The sequence below is a fragment of the Ramlibacter sp. AN1133 genome, from assembly GCF_037890035.1.
GTDB lineage: Bacteria > Pseudomonadota > Gammaproteobacteria > Burkholderiales > Burkholderiaceae_C > Ramlibacter.
Genome location: NZ_JBBKTQ010000023.1, coordinates 1 through 23,424, shown reverse-complemented (window position 1 = coordinate 23,424; position 23,424 = coordinate 1). Strand labels below are relative to the sequence as shown.

The 23,424-nt window shown below is 69.6% G+C and carries 21 protein-coding genes; 10 read left to right on the top strand and 11 right to left on the bottom strand.

What is annotated here, in order from left to right; all coding sequences use genetic code 11:
• Nucleotides 1–47: 47 nt before the first annotated feature.
• From WG923_RS24095 to ybiB, 3 genes are all read right to left on the bottom strand, one after another.
• The gene (locus WG923_RS24095; protein WP_340353553.1) at nucleotides 48–518 is read right to left on the bottom strand and encodes a cache domain-containing protein; all 471 of its coding nucleotides are present in this window, start codon (nucleotides 516–518) and stop codon (nucleotides 48–50) included.
• A gap of 179 nt (nucleotides 519–697) precedes the next feature.
• Nucleotides 698–1,465: a uroporphyrinogen-III C-methyltransferase gene (gene cobA, locus WG923_RS24090; RefSeq protein ID WP_340353552.1), complete on the bottom strand. Its 768-nt coding sequence runs from the start codon at nucleotides 1,463–1,465 to the stop codon at nucleotides 698–700.
• Nucleotides 1,462–2,367 carry a DNA-binding protein YbiB gene (gene ybiB / locus WG923_RS24085; RefSeq protein ID WP_340353551.1) on the bottom strand — a complete coding sequence of 302 codons (906 nt, stop codon included), beginning with the start codon at nucleotides 2,365–2,367 and terminating at the stop codon, nucleotides 1,462–1,464. The genes cobA and ybiB overlap by 4 nt, the downstream gene beginning before the upstream one ends.
• A 127-nt stretch (nucleotides 2,368–2,494) precedes the next feature.
• Here ybiB and WG923_RS24080 point away from each other — a divergent pair, with 127 nt between their 5' ends.
• Genes WG923_RS24080 through WG923_RS24060 form a run of 5 tightly spaced genes read left to right on the top strand, consistent with a single transcriptional unit; the run spans nucleotide 2,495 to nucleotide 7,552 of the window.
• Complete coding sequence (locus WG923_RS24080; protein ID WP_340353550.1) at nucleotides 2,495–3,457, top strand: Bug family tripartite tricarboxylate transporter substrate binding protein; 963 nt, start codon at nucleotides 2,495–2,497, stop codon at nucleotides 3,455–3,457.
• On the top strand, nucleotides 3,454–3,942 hold the full coding sequence (locus WG923_RS24075; RefSeq protein WP_340353549.1) for a tripartite tricarboxylate transporter TctB family protein: 489 nt from the start codon (nucleotides 3,454–3,456) through the stop codon (nucleotides 3,940–3,942). The genes WG923_RS24080 and WG923_RS24075 overlap by 4 nt, the downstream gene beginning before the upstream one ends.
• Nucleotides 3,943–5,448: a tripartite tricarboxylate transporter permease gene (locus WG923_RS24070; protein ID WP_340353548.1), complete on the top strand. Its 1,506-nt coding sequence runs from the start codon at nucleotides 3,943–3,945 to the stop codon at nucleotides 5,446–5,448.
• A complete protein-coding gene (locus WG923_RS24065; RefSeq protein WP_340353547.1) occupies nucleotides 5,445–6,821 on the top strand; it encodes an MmgE/PrpD family protein in 1,377 nt (458 codons plus the stop codon). The genes WG923_RS24070 and WG923_RS24065 overlap by 4 nt, the downstream gene beginning before the upstream one ends.
• Complete coding sequence (locus WG923_RS24060) at nucleotides 6,818–7,552, top strand: SDR family NAD(P)-dependent oxidoreductase (RefSeq protein ID WP_340353546.1); 735 nt, start codon at nucleotides 6,818–6,820, stop codon at nucleotides 7,550–7,552. Before WG923_RS24065 ends, WG923_RS24060 begins: the two co-directional genes overlap by 4 nt.
• A gap of 203 nt (nucleotides 7,553–7,755) precedes the next feature.
• Here WG923_RS24060 and WG923_RS24055 read toward each other — a convergent pair whose 3' ends face one another.
• From WG923_RS24055 to nirB, 3 genes are read right to left on the bottom strand one after another with little or no spacing between them, the layout of a single operon-like run.
• On the bottom strand, nucleotides 7,756–10,551 hold the full coding sequence (locus WG923_RS24055) for a nitrate reductase (protein WP_340353545.1): 2,796 nt from the start codon (nucleotides 10,549–10,551) through the stop codon (nucleotides 7,756–7,758).
• On the bottom strand, nucleotides 10,544–10,927 hold the full coding sequence (gene nirD, locus WG923_RS24050; protein ID WP_340353544.1) for a nitrite reductase small subunit NirD: 384 nt from the start codon (nucleotides 10,925–10,927) through the stop codon (nucleotides 10,544–10,546). Before nirD ends, WG923_RS24055 begins: the two co-directional genes overlap by 8 nt.
• Nucleotides 10,924–13,377, bottom strand: coding sequence for a nitrite reductase large subunit NirB (gene nirB / locus WG923_RS24045; protein WP_340353543.1), 2,454 nt, complete (start codon nucleotides 13,375–13,377; stop codon nucleotides 10,924–10,926). The genes nirD and nirB overlap by 4 nt, the downstream gene beginning before the upstream one ends.
• A gap of 185 nt (nucleotides 13,378–13,562) precedes the next feature.
• Here nirB and WG923_RS24040 point away from each other — a divergent pair, with 185 nt between their 5' ends.
• Nucleotides 13,563–14,831, top strand: a complete 1,269-nt coding sequence (locus WG923_RS24040; protein ID WP_340353542.1) for an ANTAR domain-containing protein — start codon at nucleotides 13,563–13,565, stop codon at nucleotides 14,829–14,831.
• A gap of 168 nt (nucleotides 14,832–14,999) precedes the next feature.
• Here WG923_RS24040 and WG923_RS24035 read toward each other — a convergent pair whose 3' ends face one another.
• The 4 genes from WG923_RS24035 to WG923_RS24020 all read right to left on the bottom strand — a co-directional run bounded on the left by WG923_RS24035 (nucleotide 15,000) and on the right by WG923_RS24020 (nucleotide 19,597).
• Nucleotides 15,000–15,845, bottom strand: coding sequence for an ABC transporter ATP-binding protein (locus WG923_RS24035; protein ID WP_445322971.1), 846 nt, complete (start codon nucleotides 15,843–15,845; stop codon nucleotides 15,000–15,002).
• An 11-nt stretch (nucleotides 15,846–15,856) separates the two neighbouring features.
• Nucleotides 15,857–16,720 (bottom strand): nitrate ABC transporter permease, encoded by an 864-nt coding sequence (gene ntrB / locus WG923_RS24030; RefSeq protein ID WP_340353541.1) that lies wholly within the window; start codon nucleotides 16,718–16,720, stop codon nucleotides 15,857–15,859.
• A gap of 10 nt (nucleotides 16,721–16,730) precedes the next feature.
• The gene (locus tag WG923_RS24025) at nucleotides 16,731–18,023 is read right to left on the bottom strand and encodes a CmpA/NrtA family ABC transporter substrate-binding protein (protein WP_340353540.1); all 1,293 of its coding nucleotides are present in this window, start codon (nucleotides 18,021–18,023) and stop codon (nucleotides 16,731–16,733) included.
• 359 nt (nucleotides 18,024–18,382) lie between these two features.
• Nucleotides 18,383–19,597 (bottom strand): nitrate- and nitrite sensing domain-containing protein, encoded by a 1,215-nt coding sequence (locus tag WG923_RS24020; RefSeq protein WP_340353539.1) that lies wholly within the window; start codon nucleotides 19,595–19,597, stop codon nucleotides 18,383–18,385.
• A 39-nt stretch (nucleotides 19,598–19,636) separates the two neighbouring features.
• Between WG923_RS24020 and tsaD the strand changes: the two genes are divergently transcribed.
• On the top strand, nucleotides 19,637–20,677 hold the full coding sequence (tsaD, locus tag WG923_RS24015; RefSeq protein WP_340353538.1) for a tRNA (adenosine(37)-N6)-threonylcarbamoyltransferase complex transferase subunit TsaD: 1,041 nt from the start codon (nucleotides 19,637–19,639) through the stop codon (nucleotides 20,675–20,677).
• Nucleotides 20,678–20,768: 91 nt separating this feature from the next.
• Nucleotides 20,769–21,410: a class I SAM-dependent methyltransferase gene (locus WG923_RS24010; RefSeq protein ID WP_340353537.1), complete on the top strand. Its 642-nt coding sequence runs from the start codon at nucleotides 20,769–20,771 to the stop codon at nucleotides 21,408–21,410.
• A gap of 4 nt (nucleotides 21,411–21,414) precedes the next feature.
• Here the strand turns inward: WG923_RS24010 and WG923_RS24005 are convergent, their stop codons facing one another.
• On the bottom strand, nucleotides 21,415–22,308 hold the full coding sequence (locus WG923_RS24005) for a LysR family transcriptional regulator (RefSeq protein WP_340353536.1): 894 nt from the start codon (nucleotides 22,306–22,308) through the stop codon (nucleotides 21,415–21,417).
• Between the two features lie 129 nt (nucleotides 22,309–22,437).
• Between WG923_RS24005 and WG923_RS24000 the strand changes: the two genes are divergently transcribed.
• Nucleotides 22,438–22,629: a hypothetical protein gene (locus WG923_RS24000; RefSeq protein WP_340353535.1), complete on the top strand. Its 192-nt coding sequence runs from the start codon at nucleotides 22,438–22,440 to the stop codon at nucleotides 22,627–22,629.
• Nucleotides 22,630–22,632: 3 nt separating this feature from the next.
• Nucleotides 22,633–23,025, top strand: coding sequence for a tautomerase family protein (locus WG923_RS23995; protein ID WP_340353534.1), 393 nt, complete (start codon nucleotides 22,633–22,635; stop codon nucleotides 23,023–23,025).
• The last annotated feature ends 399 nt before the right edge of the window (nucleotides 23,026–23,424 follow it).

The window sequence follows — 23,424 nt, the reverse complement described above, 5'->3', positions numbered from 1 at the left end:
CCTCATGGCCGTGGCGGCGGGCGCGGCCGGCCCGCCGCGCGCGGTCCTCACTTCTTGTAGATGCCGCCGCAGACGATGTAGTCGTCCAGCCGCTCGCAGTACGCGGTCTTCGGCTCGATCTTCTTGCTCACGGGATTGACGAACTTGTAGTCGGTGTAGAAGGTGGCCTTGGCCTTGGCGAAGTCGACGCGCTCCTTGATGTATTCCTTGCCGTCGATGTCCTTCATGTCGATGAAGTTCTTGCCCACCATCTTCTCGTTGGTGCCGTGCGCCACGCAGGTGCCATCGATCTTGTGCACCGCGAGGTACAGGTCGCGGTCATGGAAATCCTTGTTGTCGCGGCGGGTGATCTCGGCGAACCCCTTGTCCTTGCCGTTGGCCTTGATGAAGGCCACGCCCTTCTTGACCATCGCCTCGGCTTCCTTGGCCGTCGCGGCGTCTTCCGAAGCCCGGGCCACGCCCGTGCCCACCACCGCCGCCAGCACCGCGGCCACCAGGGAAATCTGCTTGAACTGCATTGCTCCGTCCTCTCTGTATGAATCGATGAGGACATTCTGGCTGAGCTGGCGCGGCGCCAAAACGCTGAACAAGGGGCGGATTCCGGGGCACCTCCCGGGATCGGGCCGATGGCCCTGCGCAGCCTAGGGAAACGACCTAGCGCGCGGTGTCGCGCGGATGCCGAAAGGCTCCCGGCCTCTCAGGCCGTGCGGGCCTTCGGCACGGCTTCGGCCGCCACGGCGACGCCGCGGATCACGTCGCCCACGACGATCACCGAGGGACTGGCCAGGCCTTCCCGCGCGATGGTGGCGCTGAGTTCGCCGAGCGTGGTGACCGCATGGCGCTGCCCGGGCAGGGAGGCGCGCTGCACGATGGCCACCGGCGTCTGCGCCGGCAGGCCGGCCAGCAACTCGTCCTGGATGCGGCCCGCGCTGCTCACGCCCATGTAGATCACGAGCGTCAGGTGGGCATCGCGCGCGGTGGCCGCCAGGCTCTTCCAGTCCGGCAGGCGTGCACCTCTTTGGGCATGCCCGGTCAGGAAGATCACGCCCTGTGCATGCTCCCGGTGCGTGAGCGGCACGCCCAGCGACGTCACCGCGGCCAGCCCGGAGGTGATGCCGTTGACCACCTCCACGTGGACGCCGGCGGCGCGCAGGTGCTCCACCTCCTCGCCGCCGCGGCCGAAGATGAACGGGTCGCCGCCCTTCAGGCGCACCACGTTCTCGCCTTCGCGCGCGGCCATCACCATGAGCCTCTCGATGAAGGCCTGGGGCGTGCTCTTGCAGCCGCCGCGCTTGCCGACGTGGATCACGCGGGCTTGCTTGCCCGCATGCGCCACGATCTCGGGGTTGACGAGATCGTCGACCAGCAGCACGGTCGCGGCCTGGATCGCCTTCAGGGCCTTGAGGGTCAGCAGTTCCGGGTCGCCGGGGCCGGCGCCCACGAGGGTGACTTTGCCTGTATTCATGCGGACGCGAGGTGCAAGATGTGTTCCACCTGCAGGGCCATGGAATCGGGCACGGACTTGCGGCCGGCCAGCACGTCGCGGATGTAGGCCGCGGTCGTCTCGGGGTCCACTTCCCTGGGCAGCTCGGGCAGGTCCGTCAGGGTGCCCTTGCGGCCTTCCTGCAGCGTCACGCGCCGGCCGTCGCGAAAGCCATCCATCTGGGGCAGCCGCCGCGCATCGGCCACGACTTCGCCCTCGGTGCCGCGCAGCAGCAGCGCCGTGGCCCCGGTGAGCTCGAAGACGGCTCCCATGGACACCGCGTATTCGGGATGGGTGTAGCTGCTGACGATGACGGCCGGGCCGTCGCAGGGATTCATCAGCTTGACCAGGCTGTGGGCGCTGTTGCGCAGGCCGATCACGCGCCGGGCATCGAGCAGGCGCTTCAGCCCCGGGCTGAGCACTTCGGTCGGCACGAACGCCACCTGGCCGTCGCGGATCACGGGGGCGGCGTCGCTCGCCTGCAGGTCCATGGCCTGCAGCACGTCGCGCACGAACACGCGGCTCGATTCGGTGGCGGTGCCGTGGATCAGGACCGGCAGCCCGCGCCGGGCCACCAGGCCGGCCAGCAGGGGCGTGAGCACCGGCAGCCGGCGCGCGCCGTTGTAGCTGGGCAGGACGACGATGGGCTTGCCGCTCGCGGAGCTGGCGCGCCGCAGCCGTGCATGCGTGGCGTCGAGGAAGCCGCACATCTCCTCGGGTGTCTCGCCCTTGACGCGCATGGCGATGCAGAAGGCGCCGACCTCGAGGTCGGTCACGCTGCCATCGAGGATCTGCCCGAACAGGTCGGCCGCCTGCTCGCGCGTGAGCGAACGCGCGCCCTGCTTGCCGCGGCCGATTTCCTTGAGGTACTGCGAGATGCCCACGCGCAATTGTTGCAGAGCGCTGATGACTGGGGGCTATATGCTGATTCCGGCCTGCCATCGCGAGGGGTCAACCCTGATGCCGCACGCGGGAGCCGCTGGCACACTGCCGCGGCAAAGGGAGCCCCGCATGACGCTGCACCCGCTTCGAGCCGCCGCACTCGCGCTGCTGGCCGCGTGCTTCGCGCCCGCGGCGCTCGGGCAGGCGGCGTACCCCCAAAAGCGCGTGACCCTCGTGACGCATTCCAGTCCCGGCGGCGGCAGCGACGTGTTCCTGCGCGAACTCGCGCGCCACCTCGGCCCCGCGCTGGGCGTGAACTTCGCGGTGGAGAACGTCACGGGCGGCAGCGGCGCCAAGGCCATGGCGATGGTGGCGCGCGGCAAGCCCGATGGCACGGTGTTCTACGCCACCACGCCGACCTACATCCAGACGACGCTGCTGTCGAAACCGGAGGTCGGCTATACCGCGCTGGAGCCGGTGGCCATCGTGTTCGAGGACCCGGAAGTGATCTTCACGCGCGCGGAGGCGCCGTTCAGGTCGCTGCCCGACGTGATCGAGCACGCCCGCCGCAATCCCGGCAAGGCGCGCTGGGGCGCGGCCAATCCGACGTCGCTGGAGCGCATCGCGCTGGAACGCATGTCGCGCAAGATGAACGTCAAGGTGCCGGTGGTGCCGCACGAGGGCGGCGGCGACCTGTTGATCAACGTGCTCAATGGCACGCTCGACATCGGCGTGGGCGAGGTGGAGGAACTCAAGGGGCAGCTGCAGGCCGGCAAGGTGCGCCTGCTGGCCGTGCTCTCAGACAAGCGCATGCCGCTGCTGCCGCAGGTGCCCACTGCGCGCGAGCAGGGCGTGGACGTGGTCGTGCGCAAGTTCCGCGGGCTCGCCGGGCCGAAGGGCGTTTCGCCCGAAGCCGTGAAGGCGCTGGAAGCGGGCCTGCGCAAGGCGCTCGCCACGCCGGCCTACCGCAAGAGCTATGCCGAGAGCAACCTCGTGCCGCTGATGCTGGGCCACGACGAGGCGGTGCGCTTCACCGGCGAGATCGCCGCCGACATCGGCCAGACCTTCCGCGAACTCGGGATCACCAAATGAGGGTGCAGCGCGGCGACCTCGCGCTGGGCCTGGGGGCGATCGTGCTGGCCGCTGCCTGGCTGCGGCTGGCCGGCGGCATCGCGGAGAGCCTGCTGTCCGATGCGGTCGGTGCTGCGGGCCTGCCGAGGGCGGTGGGCTGGGCGCTGGGCCTCGTGGGCGTGCTGCTGTGCGTGCGCAGCATCATGCGCGCGCCACGGGGCGACGCGAGCACGAGTACGGGCACGGCCGCGGCCGCAGGCTGGCGCCCGCACGTGCGCGCGCTAGGGCTGCTCGCGATCCTGTTCGGCTACGTGCTGGCGGCACCGTGGCTCGGATATGCCGTCGCGACCGGCGTGCTGCTGGCCGCCGGCGCCGCCTACGCCGGCGTGCGCCGCGGACGCGAGCTGGTGCTGGTGCCGGTGGTCGCGGCCTTCGTCTTCTGGCTGCTGTTCGTGCATGCCTTCGGCATCCCCATGCCGGGCAGCGTGCTGCTGGGAGGCGCCTGAATGGACGCCCTGCTGCAGGCCGCCTCCGCGCTCACCGGCAGCTGGGCGATCCCCGCGGCCTTCCTCGGGGTGCTGTGGGGCATCCTGGGGGGCGCGCTGCCCGGCATCTCGCCCTCGATCGCGATGGCCATCCTGCTGCCCATGACCTACGGCATGCAGCCGGTCACGGCGATGGTGCTGCTGGCGAGCGTCTACGTCGGCGCGGAATACGGGGGCTCGATCCCCGCCATCCTGATCCGCACGCCCGGCACCAATTCGGCGGCGGCAACCACGGTGGACGGCTACGAAATGGCGCGCCAGGGCCGCGCGGGCGAAGCCCTCGGCATCTCGCTGATCGCGGGACTCGTGGGCGGGCTGTTCGGCCTGCTCGTGCTGGTCACGGCGACCAGACCGCTGGCCAGCGTGGCGCTGTCCTTCACGCCCATGGCGTACTTCGCGCTGGGCATCCTCGGCATCTCGGTGATCGCGAGCCTGTCCGGCGGCTCGCTGCTCAAGGGCCTGCTCGCCGCGCTGCTGGGGCTGATGCTTTCCATGGTGGGATCGGACCCCGTCTCCGGCGTCTCGCGCTTCACCTTCGACCAGCCGGAGCTGCTCGAGGGCATCAAGCCGCTGCTGGTGATGGTGGGCCTGTTCGCCGTGTCCGAGATGCTGGTGCAGGTGAGCGAGCCGCCCTGGGCGCGCGCCGAGGCCCGCAACACGCGATTGAAGCTGCCAGACTGGGCGATGGCCAAGCGGCTCGCACGCCCCACCGCGATCGGCTGCGCGATCGGCACCTTCGAGGGCGTGACGCCTGGCGCGGGCGGCACGGTCGCCGCCTTCATGTCGTATTCGGAGGCGCGGCGCTGGTCGAAGCACCCGGAGGAATTCGGCCAGGGCTCGCCCGAAGGCGTGGCCGCGCCCGAATCCGCCAACAACGTCGTCACGGCGACGGCGCTGGTACCGCTCCTGAGTCTCGGCATCCCGGGATCGAACTCCGCGGCGATCCTGCTGGGCGGCTTCCTGGTGCACGGGCTGCAGCCCGGGCCCATGCTGTTCGAGAAGGCGCCCCAGGTGGTGTACGGCCTCTACGCCGGCCTGCTGATCGCCAACATCGCGATGCTGCTGATCGGCCTCGTGATCCTCACGCCCTGCATCTGGCTGGTGAACCGGCCCAAGCCGTGGCTGATCGCCTTCATCCTCGCGCTGGTCGTCTCCGGCGTGTACTCGGTGCACCAGAGCCTGTTCGAGGTGGGCCTGGTGCTCGCCATCGGCGCACTGGGCTACGTGCTGCGCCTCGCCCGCGTGCCGCTGCTGCCGATGGTGCTGGGCGTGGTGCTCGGGTTCATGATCGAGTCGAACTACCGGCGCAGCCTGCTGCTGTCCGGGGGCGATGCGACGATCTTCTTCACCGACCGCGTGTCGCTGGCGCTGCTGGTGGCGGCCGCGGCGCTCGCGCTCTATTCGAGCTGGCAGGAAATCCGCGGGCCGCGCCGAAAGCGTGCCGCCCTGGAGGAGCAGACCACGTGAGCAACACCACTCCCGACCTGACCGTGGCAGAACGGCTCGCGCAGGTGATCGAAGGCCTTCCCGCCGGAGCGCCGCCTGCCATGCAAGCCGTCTGCCGATCCCTCCTGGTGGATGTGGCGGGCATCTGCATCGCGGCGCGCCACACCGACTTCATGCGGGCGACGGCGAGCGCCAGCGACGACCCGGGCGAGTGCACCGTGATCGGCCACGCGCAGCCGCGCAACGTGGCGATGGCGGCCCTGTGCAACGGCACGGCGGCCCACGGCGAGGACTACGACGACACCTACGAAGGCGGCCCCGCGCATGCCGGCGCGGTGGTCGTGCCGGCCTTGCTGGCCACGGCGGAACGCCACGGCCTCGGCGGGGCGGAGCTCGGGGCCGGCCTCGCGGTGGGCGCGGAGGTGATCTGCCGCATGTGCCTGGTCGCCCCGAAACTGGTGCACAAGGCGGGCTTCCATCCCACGGCGGTGTTCGGCGCGATCGGCGCGGCGGCCGGCGTGGGGGCGGCGCTGCGGCTCGATGCGAAGCAACTGGTGGACGCGATGGGCGTGGCCGGCAGCATGGCCTCCGGCATCATCGAATACCTGGCCGAGGGCGCGTGGACCAAGCGCATGCACCCGGGCTGGGCCGCGCAGGCGGGCTACCGCGCGGCGCGCATGGCACAGGCGGGCTTCACCGGGCCGCGCACCCTGTTCGAGGGCGAGCACGGCTTCTACTGGGCCTTCGCCCGCACGCACGAAGGCCGTTTCGACGCCATGCTCGAAGGCTTGGGCGAGCGCTGGCTGGCCGCCGACATCGCCTTCAAGCCTTATGCCTGCGGCACCATGGCGCACCCGTACATCGACTGCGCGCGCAAGGCGGTCGCGCAGGGTCTGGATCCGTCGCAGGTGGAAAGCATCGAATGCGAGACGGCCGAGGGCATCGTGCATCGCCTGTGGGAGCCGCTCGCGAACAAGCAGAACCCGCCCAATGGCTACGCCGCCAAGTTCAGCATCCCGTACGCGATCGCCGTCGGCATGCTGCGCGACGACGCCGGCCTGGGCGACTACGAGGAGGCCGTGGTGCACGATCCGAAAGTCCGCGCGCTGGCGGGCAAGGTCCGCTATGTGGTCGATCCGGCCAATCCGTATCCGCGCCAGTTCACCGGGCACCTGCGCATCACCTTGCGCAGCGGCGAGGTGCGCGAATTGCGGCAGGGACATTTCCGCGGCGGGGTGGAGGAGCCGCTGTCCTTCGAGGACTTGGTGAAGAAGTTCGGGGCCAACTGCGCGTACGGCGGGGTGGGTGAAGATCGCGCCGGCGAAGTGCTGGCCGTGCTCACGCAATTGCTGGAGGCGCCGCGCATCGACCTGCGCGCGCTGCGGTGCGCATGAGCGGCCGCGTCGCTGTCGTGACCGGCGCCGGGCGCAACATCGGCCGCGCCATCGCGCTGGTGCTGGCGCGCGAAGGCGTGACGGTGGTGGTCAACGTCCGCGCCAACGAGGAGGAAGGGCGCGCCGTCGTGCACGAGATCGAGGCCGCCGGCGGCCAGGGCGTGGTCATCCGCGCCGACGTGGCCGATCGCGACGCGGTGGATTCGATGATGCATCGCGTGCAGCAGCGTTACGGCCGCCTCGACGTGCTGGTCAACAACGCCGCCGTGCGCGAGGAGGCCGCTTTCGAGCAGATGGAATACGAGTCCTGGCGCAACGCCCTGGCCGTCTGCCTGGACGGCGCCTTCCACTGCACGCAGGCGGCGCTGCCGCTGCTCAAGGCGAGCGGCCAGGCCAGCATCGTCAACATCGGCGGCCTGACGGCACACACCGGCGCGAGCAAGCGCGCCCACGTGGTCACGGCCAAGGCGGGCCTGGTCGGCATGACGCGCGCGCTGGCCACCGAGCTGTCGCCGCAGGGGATCACCGTCAACTGCGTCTCGCCGGGGCTGATCGACACCAGCCGGGCCGGCAACACCCCGCACCACCACGCCGTGCACCGTACGCTGGTCGGGCGCGCGGGCCTGCCGGAGGAAGTGGCCGAGGCGGTGTGCTGGTTGACGGGGACGCACGCGCGGTATGTCACCGGGCAGGTGATCCACGTGAATGGTGGCGCGTACCTCGGAGGGTGACGGGGCGCGAACGCTGGGGTTCCTGCGCTACGCGCGTCACCGCCAGCCTACGGCAGGGCCGCGAGCGAATCGTAGGCCGGCGGCGGAGGTAGGCTGGCGGCGGAGGTAGGCTGGCGGTGGAGGTAGGCTGGCGGTGGAGGTAGGCTGGCGGTGGAGGTAGGCTGGCGGTGGAGCGACAGCGAAACCCCAGCGATGCGCAAGCGTCAAGCCGCCTGCCGCAGCGGCGCGACGGACCGCACGATGCGCTTGAGCTCCGGCACGCACGAGCCGCAGTTCGTCCCGCAGCGCAAGCTCGATTGCAACGACGCGAGCCGCTCCTCCGCCGACCCCGTGCAATGGGCGACATGCCGCTCGATCGCCTGCGCTTCCACGCCGAAGCAGCTGCAGACCTGCCTGCCCTTGGTCACCAGCGCCAGCGGCGGCTGCGCGCCGGTCGCGAGCAGCTGGCGGCCATAGGCCTGCGCCGGCAGTTCCTGCAGCAGCAGCGCCTTGAGCCAGCCTTGCGCGCTGGTGTCGCCGGCCAGCAGCAGCGCGTCGACGCGCAGTTCCTCGCCGTCGCGATGGATGCCCACCGTGCGCCAGTGCCCCCGGCGCCGGTCGGAGTAGCGCAGCGTCTCGATCTCCGTTAGCCCGAGAAGGGCTTCGAGCTGCCGCAGCAGGTCCTCCGGCGCGGCCTCGTATGCCGCCGCCCGAAAGAGCAGGCCGTGCCGCTCTCCCGTGCCGGCCTGCGCCAGCGGCGTGTTGTTCGAGAAGGGCACGCAGGAAGCGAAGGGGAACAGCGCCATCAGCGCCTTGAGCTTCTCGCGCCGGGCCAGCACGTCCTCGCGCGGCAGCCACGCCGCGGCGAGCAGCGTCCAGGGCAGTTCCGCCTTCAGGATCTTGACGGCCGCGTGCTTCAGTTCGGGCTGCTTCGAAGTGGGGCAGTACGCCGACGTGGTGATCGCGTTCACGCCGGCCAGCGGCTCGCCCGTGCTGGAAAGGCCGGTCACGAACTCGCTGCCCCAGTGCATCGCGACGAAGGCCTGCGCCGGCTGCAGCTCCGCGCTCGCCTGCACCGGCAGCACGATCGAGCCGCGCTTGGAGGTGACATGGACCAGGTCGTCGTCGGCGAGCCGCAGGCGGGCGATGTCCTGCGGATGCATCTGCACCGCAGGCTCGGGCACGTGGCCGAACAGGCGCCCGAGCGTGCCGCTGCGGCTCATGCCGTGCCACTGGTCGCGCAAGCGCCCGGTCGTGAGTGAAAACGGATAGCGCGATTCGCGCGGCTCCGCGACGGGCCTGTACGGCACGGCCGCGAAGCGCGCCTTGCCGTCCGCCGTCGGAAACACGCCGTCCTCGTACAGGCGCGCGAGCCCGGTGCGCGCCGCCTGCGGGAAGGGCCACTGCTGCGGCGCTTCTTCCAGGGCTGCGTACGAGAGACCGGTGATGTCGAGGTCGCGCCCGCGGGTCGTCTCGCGGTGCTCGAGCCAGATCGCTTCCGCGCTGCGGTACGGGAAGAGCGAGGGCCCGTGCAGCTTGCCTTCCAGCCGGCGCGCGAAGTCGACGACGATCTCCCAGTCGTGCCGCGCCTCGCCGGGCGGCGGCACCGCGCTGCGCACCCGGCTGATGCGCCGCTCGCTGTTGGTGACCGTGCCGTCCTTCTCGCCCCAGGTGGTGGCGGGCAGCAGCAGGTCGGCGAAATCGCAGGTGGAAGTGGTGGCGAAGGCTTCCTGCACCACCACCAGTTCGGCCCGTTCGAGCGCACGGCGCACCGTCTTCTGGTCCGGCATCGATTGCGCGGGATTGGTGCAGGCGATCCACAGCGCCTTGATCTCGCCGTCGGCCGCGGCCTGGAACATCTCCACGGCGCTCTTGCCCGGCTTCTCGGGCACCGAGGGCACGCCCCACAGGGCCGCGACTTCGGCGCGATGCCCGGGATTCGCCAGGTCGCGGTGCGCGGACAGCAGGTTCGCCAGGCCGCCGACCTCGCGCCCGCCCATGGCATTGGGCTGGCCGGTCAGCGAGAAGGGACCCGCGCCGGACTTGCCGATCTGCGCGGTGGCGAGATGCAGGTTGATCAGCGCGGCGTTCTTCGCCGTGCCGCTGGTGGACTGGTTCAGGCCCTGGCAATACAGGCTCAGGGTGGCCGTAGAAGTCGCGAACCACTTCGCCGCCGTGAACAGGTCCTCCTTCGCGAGGCCGCAGGTCTGCGCCACGAGGTCCGGCGTGCATTCGCGCACCACGTCTTTCAGCGCCTCGAAGCCGCTCGTGTGCGCCGCGATGTAGTCGGGCCTCGTCCAGCCTTCCCACAGCATGATGTGCAGCAGGCCGTGGAACAGCATCACGTCGGTGCCGGGCAGGATCGGCAGGTAGAGGTCCGCGATTTCGGCGGTGTCCGTGCGCCGCGGATCGCAGAAGATGATCTTCATCTGCGGCCGCTTCGCCTTGGCCTCCTCGATGCGCCGGAACAGGATCGGGTGCGCATAGGCCGTGTTGCTGCCGACGATGAAGATGCAGTCGGCGTGGTCCACGTCCTCGTAGCAGGTGGGCGGGGCGTCGGCGCCGAGCGTCATCTTGTAGCCGGCCACGGCGCTGCTCATGCAAAGGCGCGAGTTGGTGTCGACGTTATTGGTGCCGATCAGGCCCTTGGCCAGCTTGTTGAAGACGTAGTAGTCCTCGGTGAGGAGCTGGCCCGAGATGTAGAAGCCCACGGCGTCGGGCCCGTGCTCCAAGACGATCTGGTGGAAGCTCTCGGCGGCGAAGTCCAGCGCCTCGCCCCAGGGCACGGGGTGCGCCGGGCCGCCGCGGCTCTCGCGCCGCATCGGCTGCAGCAGGCGGGCCTGGCGCGTCACTTCGGGCGCGGCCGTCAGGTGCAGCGTCGAGCCCTTGGTGCACAGGCGGCCGAAGTTGGCCGGATGGTCCGGGTCGCCGCGCACGCCGGTGATCCGGTCCCCCTCGGACTGGATGATCACGCCGCAGCCTACGCCGCAGTACGGGCACGTCGACCGGGTTTCAGCCATGCCTGGCGCAGGGGCCCGCCACCGGCGGCTGTTCGTCCAGGGCGAGCGTGGCGAGCTCCACCGGGTCCAGCATCACCTGGCCTTCCTGCACGCGGCACGAGAAGCGCTGCGTGCAGCCTTCGTCCGGACCGCGGGCCTTGCCGTCGTCCAGGCCGATCGTCCAGTTGTGCAGCGGGCAGGCCACGCTGGTGCCGAACACGATGCCCTGCGACAGCGGGCCGCCCTTGTGCGGGCAGCGATCGAGCAGGGCGAACACCTGGTCCTCGGCGTTGCGGAACACGGCCACGTCCATGCCGCGCGCGCGCGCCACGCGCCGGGCGCCCAGCACCGGGATCTCGTCGACGCGGCAGATCACCGTCCAGTCGTTGCTCTTCATGCCGCCTGCCCCTCTTCCTCGGTTTGCAGCTTGCCGAATTGGCGGGTGTCGACCGCCGCCTTCTCGTGTTCGAACCAGGGATCGGGCTCGCCGTCCAGGGCGAACTGCAGCCGCTCCCACAGCGCCTTGCGGCCCGCGTGGTCCTCCAGGATCTTCTTCTTCACGTACTCCAGGCCGACGCGGGCGATGTAGTGCACCGTGCGTTCCAGGTACCAGCCTTCCTCGCGATAGAGTTGCAGGAAGGCCCCGCTGTACTCCAGCACTTCCTCCTTCGTCCTGACCTTGCAGAAGAACTGGCCGGCCTCGGTCTTGATGCCGCCGTTGCCGCCCACGTAGATCTCCCAGCCGGAGTCCACGCCGATCACGCCCACGTCCTTGATCCCCGATTCGGCGCAGTTGCGCGGGCAGCCGGAGACGGCGAGCTTCACCTTGTGCGGCGCGTACATGCGCCACAGCGCCCGCTCCAGGTCCTTGCCCATCTGGGTGGAGTCCTGGGTGCCGAAGCGGCACCACTCGCTGCCGACGCAGGTCTTGACCGTGCGCAGCGCCTTCGCGTACGCATGGCCCGAAGGCATGCCGAGGTCTTGCCAGACATTGCGCAGGTCCTCCTTCTTCACGCCCAGCAGGTCGATGCGCTGGCCGCCGGTGACCTTCACCGTCGGGATCTGGTACTTGTCCACCACGTCCGCGATGCGGCGCAGCTCGGAAGCGGTGGTCTCGCCGCCCCACATGCGCGGAATCACCGAGTAGGTGCCGTCCTTCTGGATGTTCGCGTGGCTGCGCTCGTTGATGTAGCGCGACTGCGGATCGTCCTTCGCCTCCTTGGGCCAGGTGGAGATCAGGTAGTAGTTCAGCGCCGGGCGGCAGGAGGAGCAGCCGTTCGGCGTGCGCCACTCCATGAACTTCATCGTGTCGGCGATCGTCACCAGCCTGTTGTTGCGGATGGCGTCACGCACTTCCTGGTGGCTGTGGTCGGTGCAGCCGCACATCGCCTTCTTCTTGGGCGCCGCGGAGTAGTCGCCGCCGGCGGTGAACATGATGATCTGTTCGACCAGGCCGGTGCAGGAGCCGCAGGAGGCGCTGGCCTTGGTGTGCTTGCGCACCTCGTCCAGCGTGAACAGGCCCTTTTCCTTGATGGACTTGCAGATCGTGCCCTTGGTCACGCCGTTGCAGCCGCAGACCTCGTCGCCGTCGGACATGCAGGCGGCCTTGTTCTGGCCCTGGTGGCCGGCGTCGCCGAGGTTCGATTCGCCGAACATCAGCTTGTCGCGGATGTCGGCGATCTTGCGGCCCTCGCGCAGCAGCTTGAAGTAGTAGCTGCCGTCCACCGTGTCGCCGTAGAGGCAGGCGCCCACCAGCTTGTCGTCCCGGATCACCAGCTTCTTGTAGACGCCGCCGGTGGGATCGCTCATCACGATCTCCTCGGTGCCCTCGCCGCCCATGAAGTCGCCGGCGGAGAACAGGTCGATGCCCGTGACCTTCAGCTTGGTGGAGGTGAGCGAGCCGGTGTAGCGGCCGATGCCGAACTGCGCCAGGTGGTTGGCCGCGACCTTGGCCTGCTCGAACAGGGGCGCCACCAGGCCGTAGGCGATGCCGCGGTGCGCCGCGCATTCGCCCACCGAGTACACGCGCGCATCCGTCACGGTCTGCATCGTGTCGTGCACGACGATGCCGCGGTTGCAGTGGATGCCGGCCTTCTCGGCCAGCTCGGTGTTGGGGCGGATCCCCACCGCCATCACGACCAGGTCGGCGTCGGCCTGCGAGCCGTCCTTGAACCTGATGGCGGTCACGCGGCCGTCCTCGCCGCCCACCAGTTCCTGGGTGTGGGCGCCGATCAGGAACTTCAGGCCGCGTCCCTCCAGCGACTTCTGCAGCAGCTTGCCGGCGACGTCATCGAGCTGGCGCTCCATCAGCCAGGGCATCACGTGGACCACGCTCACGTCCATGCCGCGCTTCATCAGGCCGTTGGCCGCTTCCAGGCCCAGCAGGCCGCCGCCGATGACGACCGCCTTCCTGTACTTGCGCGCCGCCTCGATCATGGCGTTGGTGTCGGCGATGTCGCGGTAGGCGATCACGCCTTCGAGGTCCTTGCCCGGCACGGGCAGGATGAAGGGATTGGAGCCGGTGCACAGCAGCAGCCGGTCGTATTCCTCCTCGGTGCCGTCCTCGGCGCGCACGATGCGCTTGACGCGGTCGATCTGCACCACCTTCTTGCCGGCGTGCAGGCGGATGCGGTTCTGCCCGTACCACTCCCAGGAGTTCAGGACGATCTCGTCCAGCGTCTGCTCGCCCGCCAGCACGGGCGACAGCAGGATGCGGTTGTAGTTGGGGTGCGGCTCGGCGCCGAAGACAGCGATGTCGTACAGCTCGGGGGCGATCTTGAGCAGTTCCTCGATCGTGCGCACGCCGGCCATGCCGTTGCCGATCATCACGAGCTTCATCTTCTTCATGCGTGGTGACTCCTGGGATCTGTGTTCCGGGTACAGGTCAGCACACCACGTTGTGCGCGCGGCCGGCGGTACGGTGCACGGCCCGGGTGCAGCGTCGCACCCGATATCGTGTTCATTGCAGGGACCGTGCCAGCCGATGCCGGCCGCGCTTGCACTATGCTTGCAGCGACTCCCGAGACCCTGCAGTGACTTCCGTCCTCCTCCTGACCACGCCCGATCCTGGTGCGCCCACGCTCTCAGCCGACTTCACCGCGGCCGGTTTCCAGGTGCGCGGCGAGGGCGATTGCGCCCACCTGGTGCGCGAAACGCTGCGCGCCGCGCCCGACGTGCTGGTGTGCTGGATGACGCGCCCCACTTCGGAACTGCTGCAGGCTGTCGCGACGCTGCAGGCCCAGCAGGCGACGCCCGTGCTGTGCTTCACGCAGGACGGCGGCGTCGAATGGATGCAGCGCGCACTGGAAGCGGGCGTGCACGCCTGGGTGGTGCAGGGCTACGCCCCGGCGCGCCTGCGCGCCCTGGTGCACCTGGCGCTTGCGCGCGAGGCGCACGAACGCCGCCTGCGCACGCAGGTCGCGGAGCTGTCCGAGAAGCTCGACGAGCGCAAGTGGATCGACAAGGCCAAGGGCATCCTGATGCGGGCGCAGCACGTGAGCGAGGAAGAGGCCTTCCAGTTGCTGCGCACCGCGTCCATGCAGGGCAACCAGCGGGTCGGGCAGGTGTCGCGCCAGGTGATCGAGTCGTCCCGCGTCGCGCAGGCGATCAACCGGGCGGGGCAGCAGCGCATGCTGTCGCAGCGGCTGGTGAAGCTGTACGCGCTCGCCTGCAGCCGCACGGAGGGCGCCGCCGCGGGCGCGCTGATGCGCGAGTCCATCCAGCGCGTGGAGGACAACCTGGCTGCGCTCCAGTCCGACCTGTCGGCAGCTACCTATGGCGACCTGATCGCCGCCGCGCGGGAAGGCTGGCGCGCCCTGCGCGCATCGCTCGAAGCGACGCCGCGCGCCGCCGAACTGCCGCGGCTGGACGAACAGGCCGAGACCGTGCTGGCCCAGGCGAACGCGCTGGTGGCGGCGCTGGAGTCGTCCGGCGTGGCCACGACGGTGCAGGTGATCAACCTGGCGGGCGGCCTGCGCTGGCGCTCGCAGCGGATGGCGAAGCTCGCGCTGCTGCAGGCGCTGGCGAGCGACAAGGCGGCGCTGGAGCCGGCGATGGCGCAGACCGCCGCGGACATCGAGCAGGGGCTGGCCACGCTGGCACAGGCCCCGCTGTCGACGCCGCTGATCCGGTCGATGCTGGAACACGGGGAGACGGCGTGGAAGGAATTGCGCGCCGCCGTGCCCGGGGCCGACAAGCCCGCGGGGCGGATGAAGGTGGCGGCGGCGAGCGAGGAACTGTTCGAGTTGTTCGACCAGCTGACGGAGGCGTACCAGCACAGCATCCAGGTGCTGATGGGGTGAGGTTCGGGAAGACGGACTTCCGGACGCAGAGGACGCAAAGGGTACGCAGAGGACGCAAAAAAGACAAAGAAAACTTTAAAAGGTTTTCTTTTGCGTCCTCTGCGTACCCTTCGCGTCCTCTGCGTCCGGCTGTCAGGTTTTGCTATCCCTGACGACCCGCTGCGGGGATCAAGCGGCGGCCTTTTCCTTTTTCGAGAAGGCGCCCGCCGCGCGTGCCGCGATGGGCTCCACCTTGCGCTGCTTCTCGTACAGGAAGGACAGGATCTCCTGCCGGCAGTGGTTGTAGACCTTGTCCTCCGCCAGCGCGATGCGGTTGCGCGGACGCTGAAGCGGCACGTCCATGACCTGGCCGATGGTGGCCGACGGGCCGTTGGTCATCATCACCACGCGATCGGACATCAGCACCGCCTCGTCGACGTCGTGCGTGATCATCATGACCGTGTTGCCCAGCTCCGACTGGATGCGGATCACCTCGTCCTGCAGGTGCGCCCGGGTGAGCGCATCGAGCGCGCCGAACGGTTCGTCCAGCAGCAATACCTTGGGCTCCATCGCCAGCGCGCGGGCGATGCCCACCCGCTGCTTCATGCCGCCGGAGATCTGCGAAGGCAGCCGGTCCAGCGCGTGCGACATGTTCACCATCGCCAGGTTGTGCAGGATCCACTCCTTGCGTTCGGCCGCCGAGCGCGTGTCGCGGAAGATCTTGCCGACCGCGATCTCCACGTTCTGGTAGACCGTGAGCCAGGGCAGCAGCGAGTGGTTCTGGAACACCACGGCGCGGTCCGGCCCCGGCGCGTTGACCTCGCGGTTGTCCAGCAGCACGCCGCCCGAGGTGGCCTTCAGCAGGCCCGCCACGATGTTCAGCACGGTGGACTTGCCGCAGCCGGAATGGCCGATCAGCGAGATGTATTCGCCGCGCTGCACGGCCAGGTCGATGCCCTTGAGCACCGGGTTGCCGCCGTTGGGGCCGGCGAAGGTCATGTCGACGCGCGACAGCGAGAGATAGGCATTGCTCATGGCGGGGGTCCTCAGGAGGCGGCCGTGCCGCGGGTGACCTTGCGGCCGACGAAGGCGACGATGCGGTCCAGCGTGAAGCCCACCAGGCCGACGTAGACGAGCGCCAGGATGATGTCGCTGATGCGCGAGGAGTTCCACGCGTCCCAGATGAAGAAGCCGATGCCCACGCCGCCGATCAGCATCTCCGCGGCGATGATCGCCAGCCACGACAGGCCCACGCCGATGCGCAGCCCCGAGAAGATGAAGGGCGCGGCCGCCGGCAGCATGATCTTGGCGAAGTACTCCACGCCATTGAGCCGGATCACCTTGGCGACGTTGCGGTAGTCCTCGGGAATGTTGCGGATGCCGATCGAGGTGTTGATGATGATCGGCCAGATCGACGTGATGAAGATGACGAAGATCGCCGACGGGTGCCCGTCGCGGAAGCCCGCCAGCGAGATCGGCAGCCAGGCCAGGGGCGGCACCGTGCGCAGCACCTGGAACAGCGGGTCGAGCCCGCGCAGCGCCCAGGTCGATTGGCCCACCAGCACGCCCAGGCTCACGCCGGCCAGCACCGCCAGCGAGTAGCCGTAGGCCACGCGCTTCAGGCTGGCGAGCAATTGCCAGGCGATGCCGACGTCGTTGCCGCCGCGGTCGTACCAGGGGTGGACGATCAGCTCCCAGGTGTCCTGGATCACCTTGCTCGGGGCGGGCAGGGCGGCGCCCGGGCGCGAGCCCAGCGCCTGCCAGACGATCAGCAGCAGCGCGAGGATCACCAGCGGCGGCAGCACGTAGGCCATGAAGCCCCTGGCCGCATCGGCGGCCCAGGTGCGCAGGAGCCCGGGCGCCACGGGCGCCGGCAGGCGGATCGGTTCGACGGTGTCGGCGGTTCGCATGCGTGGCTCCTCAGGCGCTCTTGACGGTCTTGATCTCGAGCGAGTCGAGGTACTTCTTCGGGTTGGCCGGATCGAACACCTTGCCGTCGAAGAACTTCTCCACGCCGCGCGAGGTGGAGCCCGGGATGTCCTTGGCCGCGACGCCCAGTTCCTTGGCGGCGGCGCGCCACAGGTCCTCGCGGTTCACCCTGGCGATCAGCGCCTTGGTGTCGAGGTTGGGAGGCAGGTAGCCCCAGCGCTGGTTCTCGGTGAGGAACCACAGGTCGTGCGACTGGAACGGGTAGCTCGCGTGGTCGTTCCAGTAGCGCATCTGGAACTTGCTGTTGCCCTCGACGCGGCCGGTGCCGTAGTCGAAATTGCCCTTGATGCGATCGACGATGTCTTCCACCGGCGCGCTGATCCAGCGGCGGCGCGAGCAGATCTCGGCCACCTCGGCGCGGTTCTTGGCGTCCTCGCACCACATCTGCGCTTCCATCACGGCCTTGAGCAGCGCCTTGGTGGCGTTCGGGTTGGCCTGCACGTAGTCGGCGCGCATCGCGAACGCCTTCTCCGGGTGGTTCATCCACATCTCGCTGGTGGTGAGCGCGGTGTAGCCGATCTTCTGGTGAATGAGCTGCAGGTTCCAGGGCTCGCAGACGCAGAAGGTGTCCATGGAGCCGACCTTCATGTTGGCGACCATCTGCGCCGGCGGTACCACGATCGTGTTGATGTCGCGGTTGGGGTCCACGCCGCCCGCGGCCATCCAGTAGCGGATCCACAGGTCGTGCGTGCCGCCGGGGAAGGTCATCGCGGCGTTCACCGGCTTGCCGGTCTTCAGGCGCTTGTCCAGCAGCGCCTTCCTGAACGCCTTGGTGTCGACGCCGACCTTCAGGTCCTTGTATTCGCTGGACACCGAGATGCCCTGGCCGCCGAGGTTCAGCCGCGCCAGGATGTGGATCGGCACCTGCACGTTGTTGGCCGTCACCGCGCCGGTGGTGATCAGGTAGGGCATGGGCGTGAGGATGTGGGCGCCGTCGATGCCGCCGCTCTTGGAACCCAGCACCAGGTTGTCGCGCGTGGCGCCCCAGGAGGACTGCTTGGCGACTTCCACCTCCGTCATGCCGTGCTTCTTGAAGAAGCCCTTCTCGACGGCCACGAACAGGGGCGCGGCGTCGGTGAGGGCGATGAAGCCCAGCTTGGCGGCCCGGGTCTCGAGCGCGGTGCCTTGCGCCATCACGATGTGCGGGAAGGCGCTCCCGAGGGTGGCGGCCGCCGCGCCCTGCAGGAGGGACCGGCGGGAGACCGTGTTGGTGTTGTCTTGCATCGTCAGCTCCAGTTGCGAGAGAAAAACGAAACGGCGCCCATCGCACTGCGGGCTTGCGCGCACGCAGGGATGGACGCCGTTGTCCAGGTGTTCGGTTTGTGCAGCGCGCCGTCGTTAGCGCCCGTTCGGAGTCACCTATGCAGCAAGCGTGCCAAGTGAGAAGTGGGAGGGAAGTCAGGACATCCGGACGCAGAGGGCGCAAAGGGTACGCAGAGGACGCAAAAGAAAACCTTTCAAGCTTTCTTTGTCTTCTTTGCGTCCTCTGCGTACCCTTCGCGTCCTCTGCGTCCGGCATTTCGGTTTTTCCAGTGCCTCGACACAGGGCACGGCGCACTGTTCTTGTGCACCGCAGCAGTGCTTCAGCCGGAGCCGCCCGGCAGCACTTCGGCGAGCGACAGCACCGCTTCGGCGACGTCGACGATGCGGCGGTTCTGGTTCATGGCCATCTGGCGCAGGGCCTTGTACGCGTCGTCCTCGGTCATCTGCCGGTGCGCCATCAGCAAGCCCTTGGCGCGCTCCACCACCTTGCGCTCGTTCAGGGAGGTGCGCACCGCATCGAGCTCGTCGCTCATCTCCTGCAGCCGCCGCGCCTGCTCCTGCACCATGCCGAAGATCGAGCGTTCCAGGTGCGGGCCGAAGCTGGCGCTGCTCTCGGCGGAGGGATCGGTGGCCAGCGCATCGAGCATGGCGCGCTGGTCGCGCAGTTCGGAGCGGGCCTGCGCGATGCGCGCCTCGCACAGCTCGCGCAGGTGGCGCGCCAGCACGTCCTCCACGGCGCGCATGGTGTCGATGCGCCGCGTGGCCCACTCGTACCACGCCTGGCTCAGGTTCGGATCGAGTTCGCGCCGCGTGCTGCAGCCGATGCGGCGCAGGCGCTCCAGTTCGGCCAGCGCCGCCGGGTCGCGGCTCGCCTGGTCGGCGCGCAGCACCTCGGTGTCCGCGAAGTCGGTGAACACCTGGAAGCAGGCCTGCTGCGACTCGATCAGGTGGCGCCACTGCTGCTGGCCCGAGGCGTCGATGTAGCCGGCGGCAAACACGCCGGCGCCCAGCGCGCGCTCCTGCCCCGCCAGCTCCTTGCCCTGCATGAAGTTGAACATCGCGACCAGCGCGCGCGAGACCTTCGGATCGCTGGCGCTGTCGGCGGCCTCGAAGACCACCCCGAGCAGGCCGGTCACGAGCTTCACGTAGGCCGCCGTCGCATCGCGCGCCGACAGCGCCTGCCGCGCGATGCGCGCGCGCAGCGCCGGCAGGCCGTCCAGCGCGTGCAGCACCACCGCGACCCGGCTGAACAGGCGCGAGCCGTTGCGCACGCGGTGGGCATCCGTCTCCAGCGCCTCGAGCTGCGCGCGCACCTCGCTTTCGACCTGGCTGCATTCCTCCACCTGGCGCAGGCGCTGCGAAGCGAAGCGGCTGCCATGCGAGCTGAGGAAGATGTTGCAGATGCCGCGCTCGCGCTGCAGGGCGTGGATGAAGCGGCCGGTCACGCCCACGAGCTCGCTGGTGCGCGCGAGCTCCTCGAGTTCGGCGATCTCGCTCTGGCGGGCGGCGAGGAGGAAGCTGGTTGCGGATTTCATCCCCAGGATCACAGCAACAACCATGCCGCGGGTAGACTCGTGCGGATGTTGGTGCTGGGTATCGAGTCTTCCTGCGACGAAACCGGCGTCGCGCTGGTGCAGGCGGACGGCCCCGGCGTGCCGCGCCTGCTCGCGCACGCGCTGCACAGCCAGATCGAGATGCACCAGGCCTATGGCGGCGTGGTGCCGGAACTCGCCAGCCGCGACCACATCCGGCGCGTGCTGCCGCTGGCGCAGGAGGTGCTGGCCCGGGCGCAGCGGGGCCTGCCGGACGTCGACGTGGTCGCCTACACGCGCGGCCCCGGGCTGGCGGGCGCGCTGCTGGTGGGAGCGGGTGTGGCCTGCGCGCTGGGCGCGGCGCTGCGCCGGCCGGTGCTCGGCGTGCACCACCTCGAAGGCCACCTGCTGTCGCCCTTCCTCAGTGCGGACCCGCCCGCCTTCCCTTTCATCGCGCTGCTCGTCTCGGGCGGCCACACGCAGCTGATGCAGGTCGACGGCGTGGGCCGCTACTCCATGCTCGGCGAAACCATCGACGATGCGGCCGGCGAAGCCTTCGACAAGTCGGCCAAGCTGATGGGCCTCGGCTATCCGGGCGGGCCGGCGCTGTCGCGGCTCGCGCAGCAGGGGGACCCGGCGGCCTTCAAGCTGCCGCGCCCGCTGCTGCACAGCGGCGACCTCGACTTCTCCTTTGCCGGCCTGAAGACGGCCGTGCTCACGCAGGTGCACAAGCTCGGCGACGCCCTCGAGGCCCGCAAGGCGGACCTCGCGGCCTCCACCGAGGCAGCGATCGTCGAGGTCCTGGTAAGAAAATCCCTGACCGCGCTCGACCGCAGTGGCGGCCAGCGCATCGTCGTGGCCGGCGGCGTCGGCGCGAACCGGCGGCTGCGCGAACAGCTCGACGCTGCCTGCGCCAGGCGCGGGGTGCGCGTGCACTATCCCGAGCTGTCCCTGTGCACCGACAACGGGGCCATGATCGCCCTGGCCGCGGCCATGCGCCTGCAGTCCGGCGTGCAGGAGGCCACGGCCTCCTATGCCTTCGACGTCAAGCCGCGCTGGCCCCTGCAGGCCCTCGCAGCCTGAGCGCAACACGGCCTTGCTTGTGCTCTGCCGTCCGGCGGAGCGCGGGTTTCCTGCAAGCGCCGCGACAGCAAGCCTTGCCTAAGATGAAAGCATGAGTGATTCGGCCTCGCCCTCCGCCTTCGAGGACCCCGCCGGCACGTGGAACCGGCGTTTCTCCGAAACCGGCTACCTGTTCGGCACCGAGCCCAATGCGTGGCTGCACGACCACGCCTTCCTCTGGGAGGCGGGTGAGCGCGTGCTCTCCGTCGCCGACGGCGAGGGCCGCAACAGCGTGTGGCTGGCGCAGCAGGGCCTGACGGTCGATGCCTTCGACATCTCCGAGGTGGGCGTGCGCAAGGCGCGCGACTTCGCCCGCATCACCGGCGTGAAGGTCAACTTCGCGGTGGCGGACATCGCCACGCTGCAGTGGCCCCGCGGCCTCTACGACGGCGTGATCGCCATCTTCATCCAGTTCGCCGATCCGCAACTGCGCGCGCGCATCTTCCGCGGCATGGTGGATTGCCTCAAGCCCGGGGGCAGGGTGGTGCTGCAGGGGTACACGCCGAAGCAGCTGGAGTACCGCACGGGCGGGCCGCCGTTCGAATCGCACATGTACACGCCGGAACTGCTGCGCGAGGCCTTCTCCGGGCTCGAGATCCTGGAGCTCAAGGAGTACGAGCTCGACCTCGCCGAAGGCACCGGGCACAAGGGGCGCTCGGCGGTGATCGGGATGATCGCCCGCAAGCCGATGTGACGCCTCAGCGCGCGAACCACTCTTCCCAGTAATCGAGGCAGGCCTTGATCTTCGGCAGGCGGTGGCGCGTCGGCGCCGTCACGGCATAGACCGGTACCGGCTGCGGGTCGATGAACGCCGCGAGCACCTCCACCAGCAGGCCCTGCGCGACGAGCGCATCGCCCACCCAGGTATTGAGCCGGCCGATGCCCAGGCCCTGCAGGACCATCTGGGCCGCCATGCCGGAGTCGTTGGCGCGCCATTGGCCGCGCGCGGCGTAGCTCCAGGCCTCGTCGTCGACGCGGAAGGGCCAGTCGTTGAGCATCGTCACGGCGCTGTTGGTGACGAGCGCGTGCGCCGCGAGTTCCTCCGGGCGTGACGGCAGGCCGTGCGCCTGGGCATACGAGGGCGCGGCATAGAGCGCGCGGCCCAGCGCGCCGATCTGCCGCGCGACGACGTTGTCCGGCAAGGCGTTGACGGTGCGGATGGAGATGTCGATCCCTTCGCGCACCATGTCGACCAGCCGGTCGCCCACTTCGAGTTCGAGCCGCAGGCGCGGGTGCCGCGCGGCCAGCTCCGCGAAGCTGGGGACGAGCCGGTACTGCGCGACGAGCGAGCTGGCCGCCACGCGCACCACGCCGCCCGGCTCGCCCGCGTGGGTGGCGAAGGCGCCTTCCATCTCCTCGAGCGTGTCGAGCGCGCGGCGGCTGTAGGCCAGGAAGGTGCGGCCCTCGTCGGTGAGCGACAGGCCGTGGGTGGAGCGGTGCATGAGGCGCGCGCCGCAGGCCTTTTCCAGCCGCGCGAGGGTGCGCGACACCTGGCTGACGGGCACGTCCCGCTCGCGCGCGACCGCCGAAAGCGACCCGAGTTCGGCCACGCGGGCGTAGAGCGCCATCTCGTCGAACTGCAGTTGCTGCATGGCGCGCATCCTAGCCGTCCGCGCCAGGCCTTGCAGCCGGCGCAAAACCGATTTGCGGCCGGCGCCGTTTCGCCCGGGGCGCGGCCTTCCTAGAGTGGCTTCCTCGTACCAGCCACCCAGGAGCACCGCATGGACTACCGCAGCACCGAAGCCTTCGCCCGCGACATCGAGGCCGCCGCGCTGCGCGCGCAGGGCCTGCGGCAGGAGGCGATCACCGCCTTCTGGCAGGCCCTCGGCGCCGGCATCCGCGCCGCCTGGGCCGCGCTGCTGCGCCGGCTGGTGCGCGCGCCGCGCACCGACACCCTGTTCCCGGAGGCCTGAACCATGCCCACGCTGCAACTGAAGATCACCCCGCCGCAATCGACCGAGCGCCTGAGCCTGCTGGCGCGGCGCCTGACCGACCTGTCCACCGAAGTCCTCGGCAAGCGCCGCGAAGTCACCGCGGTGGTCATCGAGGAGCTGTGGCCGGGGCGGTGGTTCATCGGCGGCCGCAACCCGCGCGAGGCGACGGCGATGCTGGAGATCCGAGTGACCGAGGGCACCAACAGCGTCGAGGAGAAGGAGGACTTCGTCGCGGCTGCGTGGGAGGAGTTGCAGCAGCAGCTGGGGCCGCTGGAGGAGGCGAGCTATGTGGTGGTGCAGGAGGTGCCTGCGACGGATTGGGGTTACGGCGGGCGTACGCAGGCTGCTCGGAAGGCCTTGGCGCCCGTGCTCTGAATTCGTTCCGGGGGCGTCGCGGCAGATGGTGCGCGGTGCGTGCCCGCGAAGGTGCTGGCCCGGCGGCTTCGCGCGCCGGACTTCCCCGAAAAATCGGGCCCGCCGCCGCGGCGCCATAACTCACTGCGCGTTTGCCGCGAGCGGCAAACGCTCCGTTCAAACAGAAGTCGCCAGCTAGATACGTACGGAGGCTCACATCGCTTCGCTGTGTAGCCTCCTGCGGCGGCGGGCCCGATTTTTCGGGCAGCCCCAACGCGGTCCCGCACCGCGCACCACCTGCCGCGACGTTGGGCCGTGCAGGGAACCTCCGCTCCTCCCCGTCGTTCTCGCACGGGCGGGAACCCAGTGAGCGCGAAGCGCGTGAGGCCAAGTTGACCGCGTGCTCGTTACGCCAACGAC

What these genes read in the sequence shown, in the direction of transcription:
- WG923_RS24025 (WP_340353540.1), bottom strand. Translation starts at nt 18,023, where the DNA reads ATGCAAGACAACACCAACACGGTCTCCCGCCGGTCCCTCCTGCAGGGC.
- cobA (WP_340353552.1), bottom strand. Translation starts at nt 1,465, where the DNA reads ATGAATACAGGCAAAGTCACCCTCGTGGGCGCCGGCCCCGGCGACCCG.
- WG923_RS24005 (WP_340353536.1), bottom strand. Translation starts at nt 22,308, where the DNA reads ATGCAGCAACTGCAGTTCGACGAGATGGCGCTCTACGCCCGCGTGGCC.
- WG923_RS24095 (WP_340353553.1), bottom strand. Translation starts at nt 518, where the DNA reads ATGCAGTTCAAGCAGATTTCCCTGGTGGCCGCGGTGCTGGCGGCGGTG.
- WG923_RS24020 (WP_340353539.1), bottom strand. Translation starts at nt 19,597, where the DNA reads ATGAAATCCGCAACCAGCTTCCTCCTCGCCGCCCGCCAGAGCGAGATC.
- WG923_RS24010 (WP_340353537.1), top strand. Translation starts at nt 20,769, where the DNA reads ATGAGTGATTCGGCCTCGCCCTCCGCCTTCGAGGACCCCGCCGGCACG.
- WG923_RS24075 (WP_340353549.1), top strand. Translation starts at nt 3,454, where the DNA reads ATGAGGGTGCAGCGCGGCGACCTCGCGCTGGGCCTGGGGGCGATCGTG.
- WG923_RS24070 (WP_340353548.1), top strand. Translation starts at nt 3,943, where the DNA reads ATGGACGCCCTGCTGCAGGCCGCCTCCGCGCTCACCGGCAGCTGGGCG.
- WG923_RS24060 (WP_340353546.1), top strand. Translation starts at nt 6,818, where the DNA reads ATGAGCGGCCGCGTCGCTGTCGTGACCGGCGCCGGGCGCAACATCGGC.
- WG923_RS24055 (WP_340353545.1), bottom strand. Translation starts at nt 10,551, where the DNA reads ATGGCTGAAACCCGGTCGACGTGCCCGTACTGCGGCGTAGGCTGCGGC.
- nirB (WP_340353543.1), bottom strand. Translation starts at nt 13,377, where the DNA reads ATGAAGAAGATGAAGCTCGTGATGATCGGCAACGGCATGGCCGGCGTG.
- WG923_RS24080 (WP_340353550.1), top strand. Translation starts at nt 2,495, where the DNA reads ATGACGCTGCACCCGCTTCGAGCCGCCGCACTCGCGCTGCTGGCCGCG.
- WG923_RS23995 (WP_340353534.1), top strand. Translation starts at nt 22,633, where the DNA reads ATGCCCACGCTGCAACTGAAGATCACCCCGCCGCAATCGACCGAGCGC.
- WG923_RS24000 (WP_340353535.1), top strand. Translation starts at nt 22,438, where the DNA reads ATGGACTACCGCAGCACCGAAGCCTTCGCCCGCGACATCGAGGCCGCC.
- ntrB (WP_340353541.1), bottom strand. Translation starts at nt 16,720, where the DNA reads ATGCGAACCGCCGACACCGTCGAACCGATCCGCCTGCCGGCGCCCGTG.
- nirD (WP_340353544.1), bottom strand. Translation starts at nt 10,927, where the DNA reads ATGAAGAGCAACGACTGGACGGTGATCTGCCGCGTCGACGAGATCCCG.
- WG923_RS24035 (WP_445322971.1), bottom strand. Translation starts at nt 15,845, where the DNA reads ATGAGCAATGCCTATCTCTCGCTGTCGCGCGTCGACATGACCTTCGCC.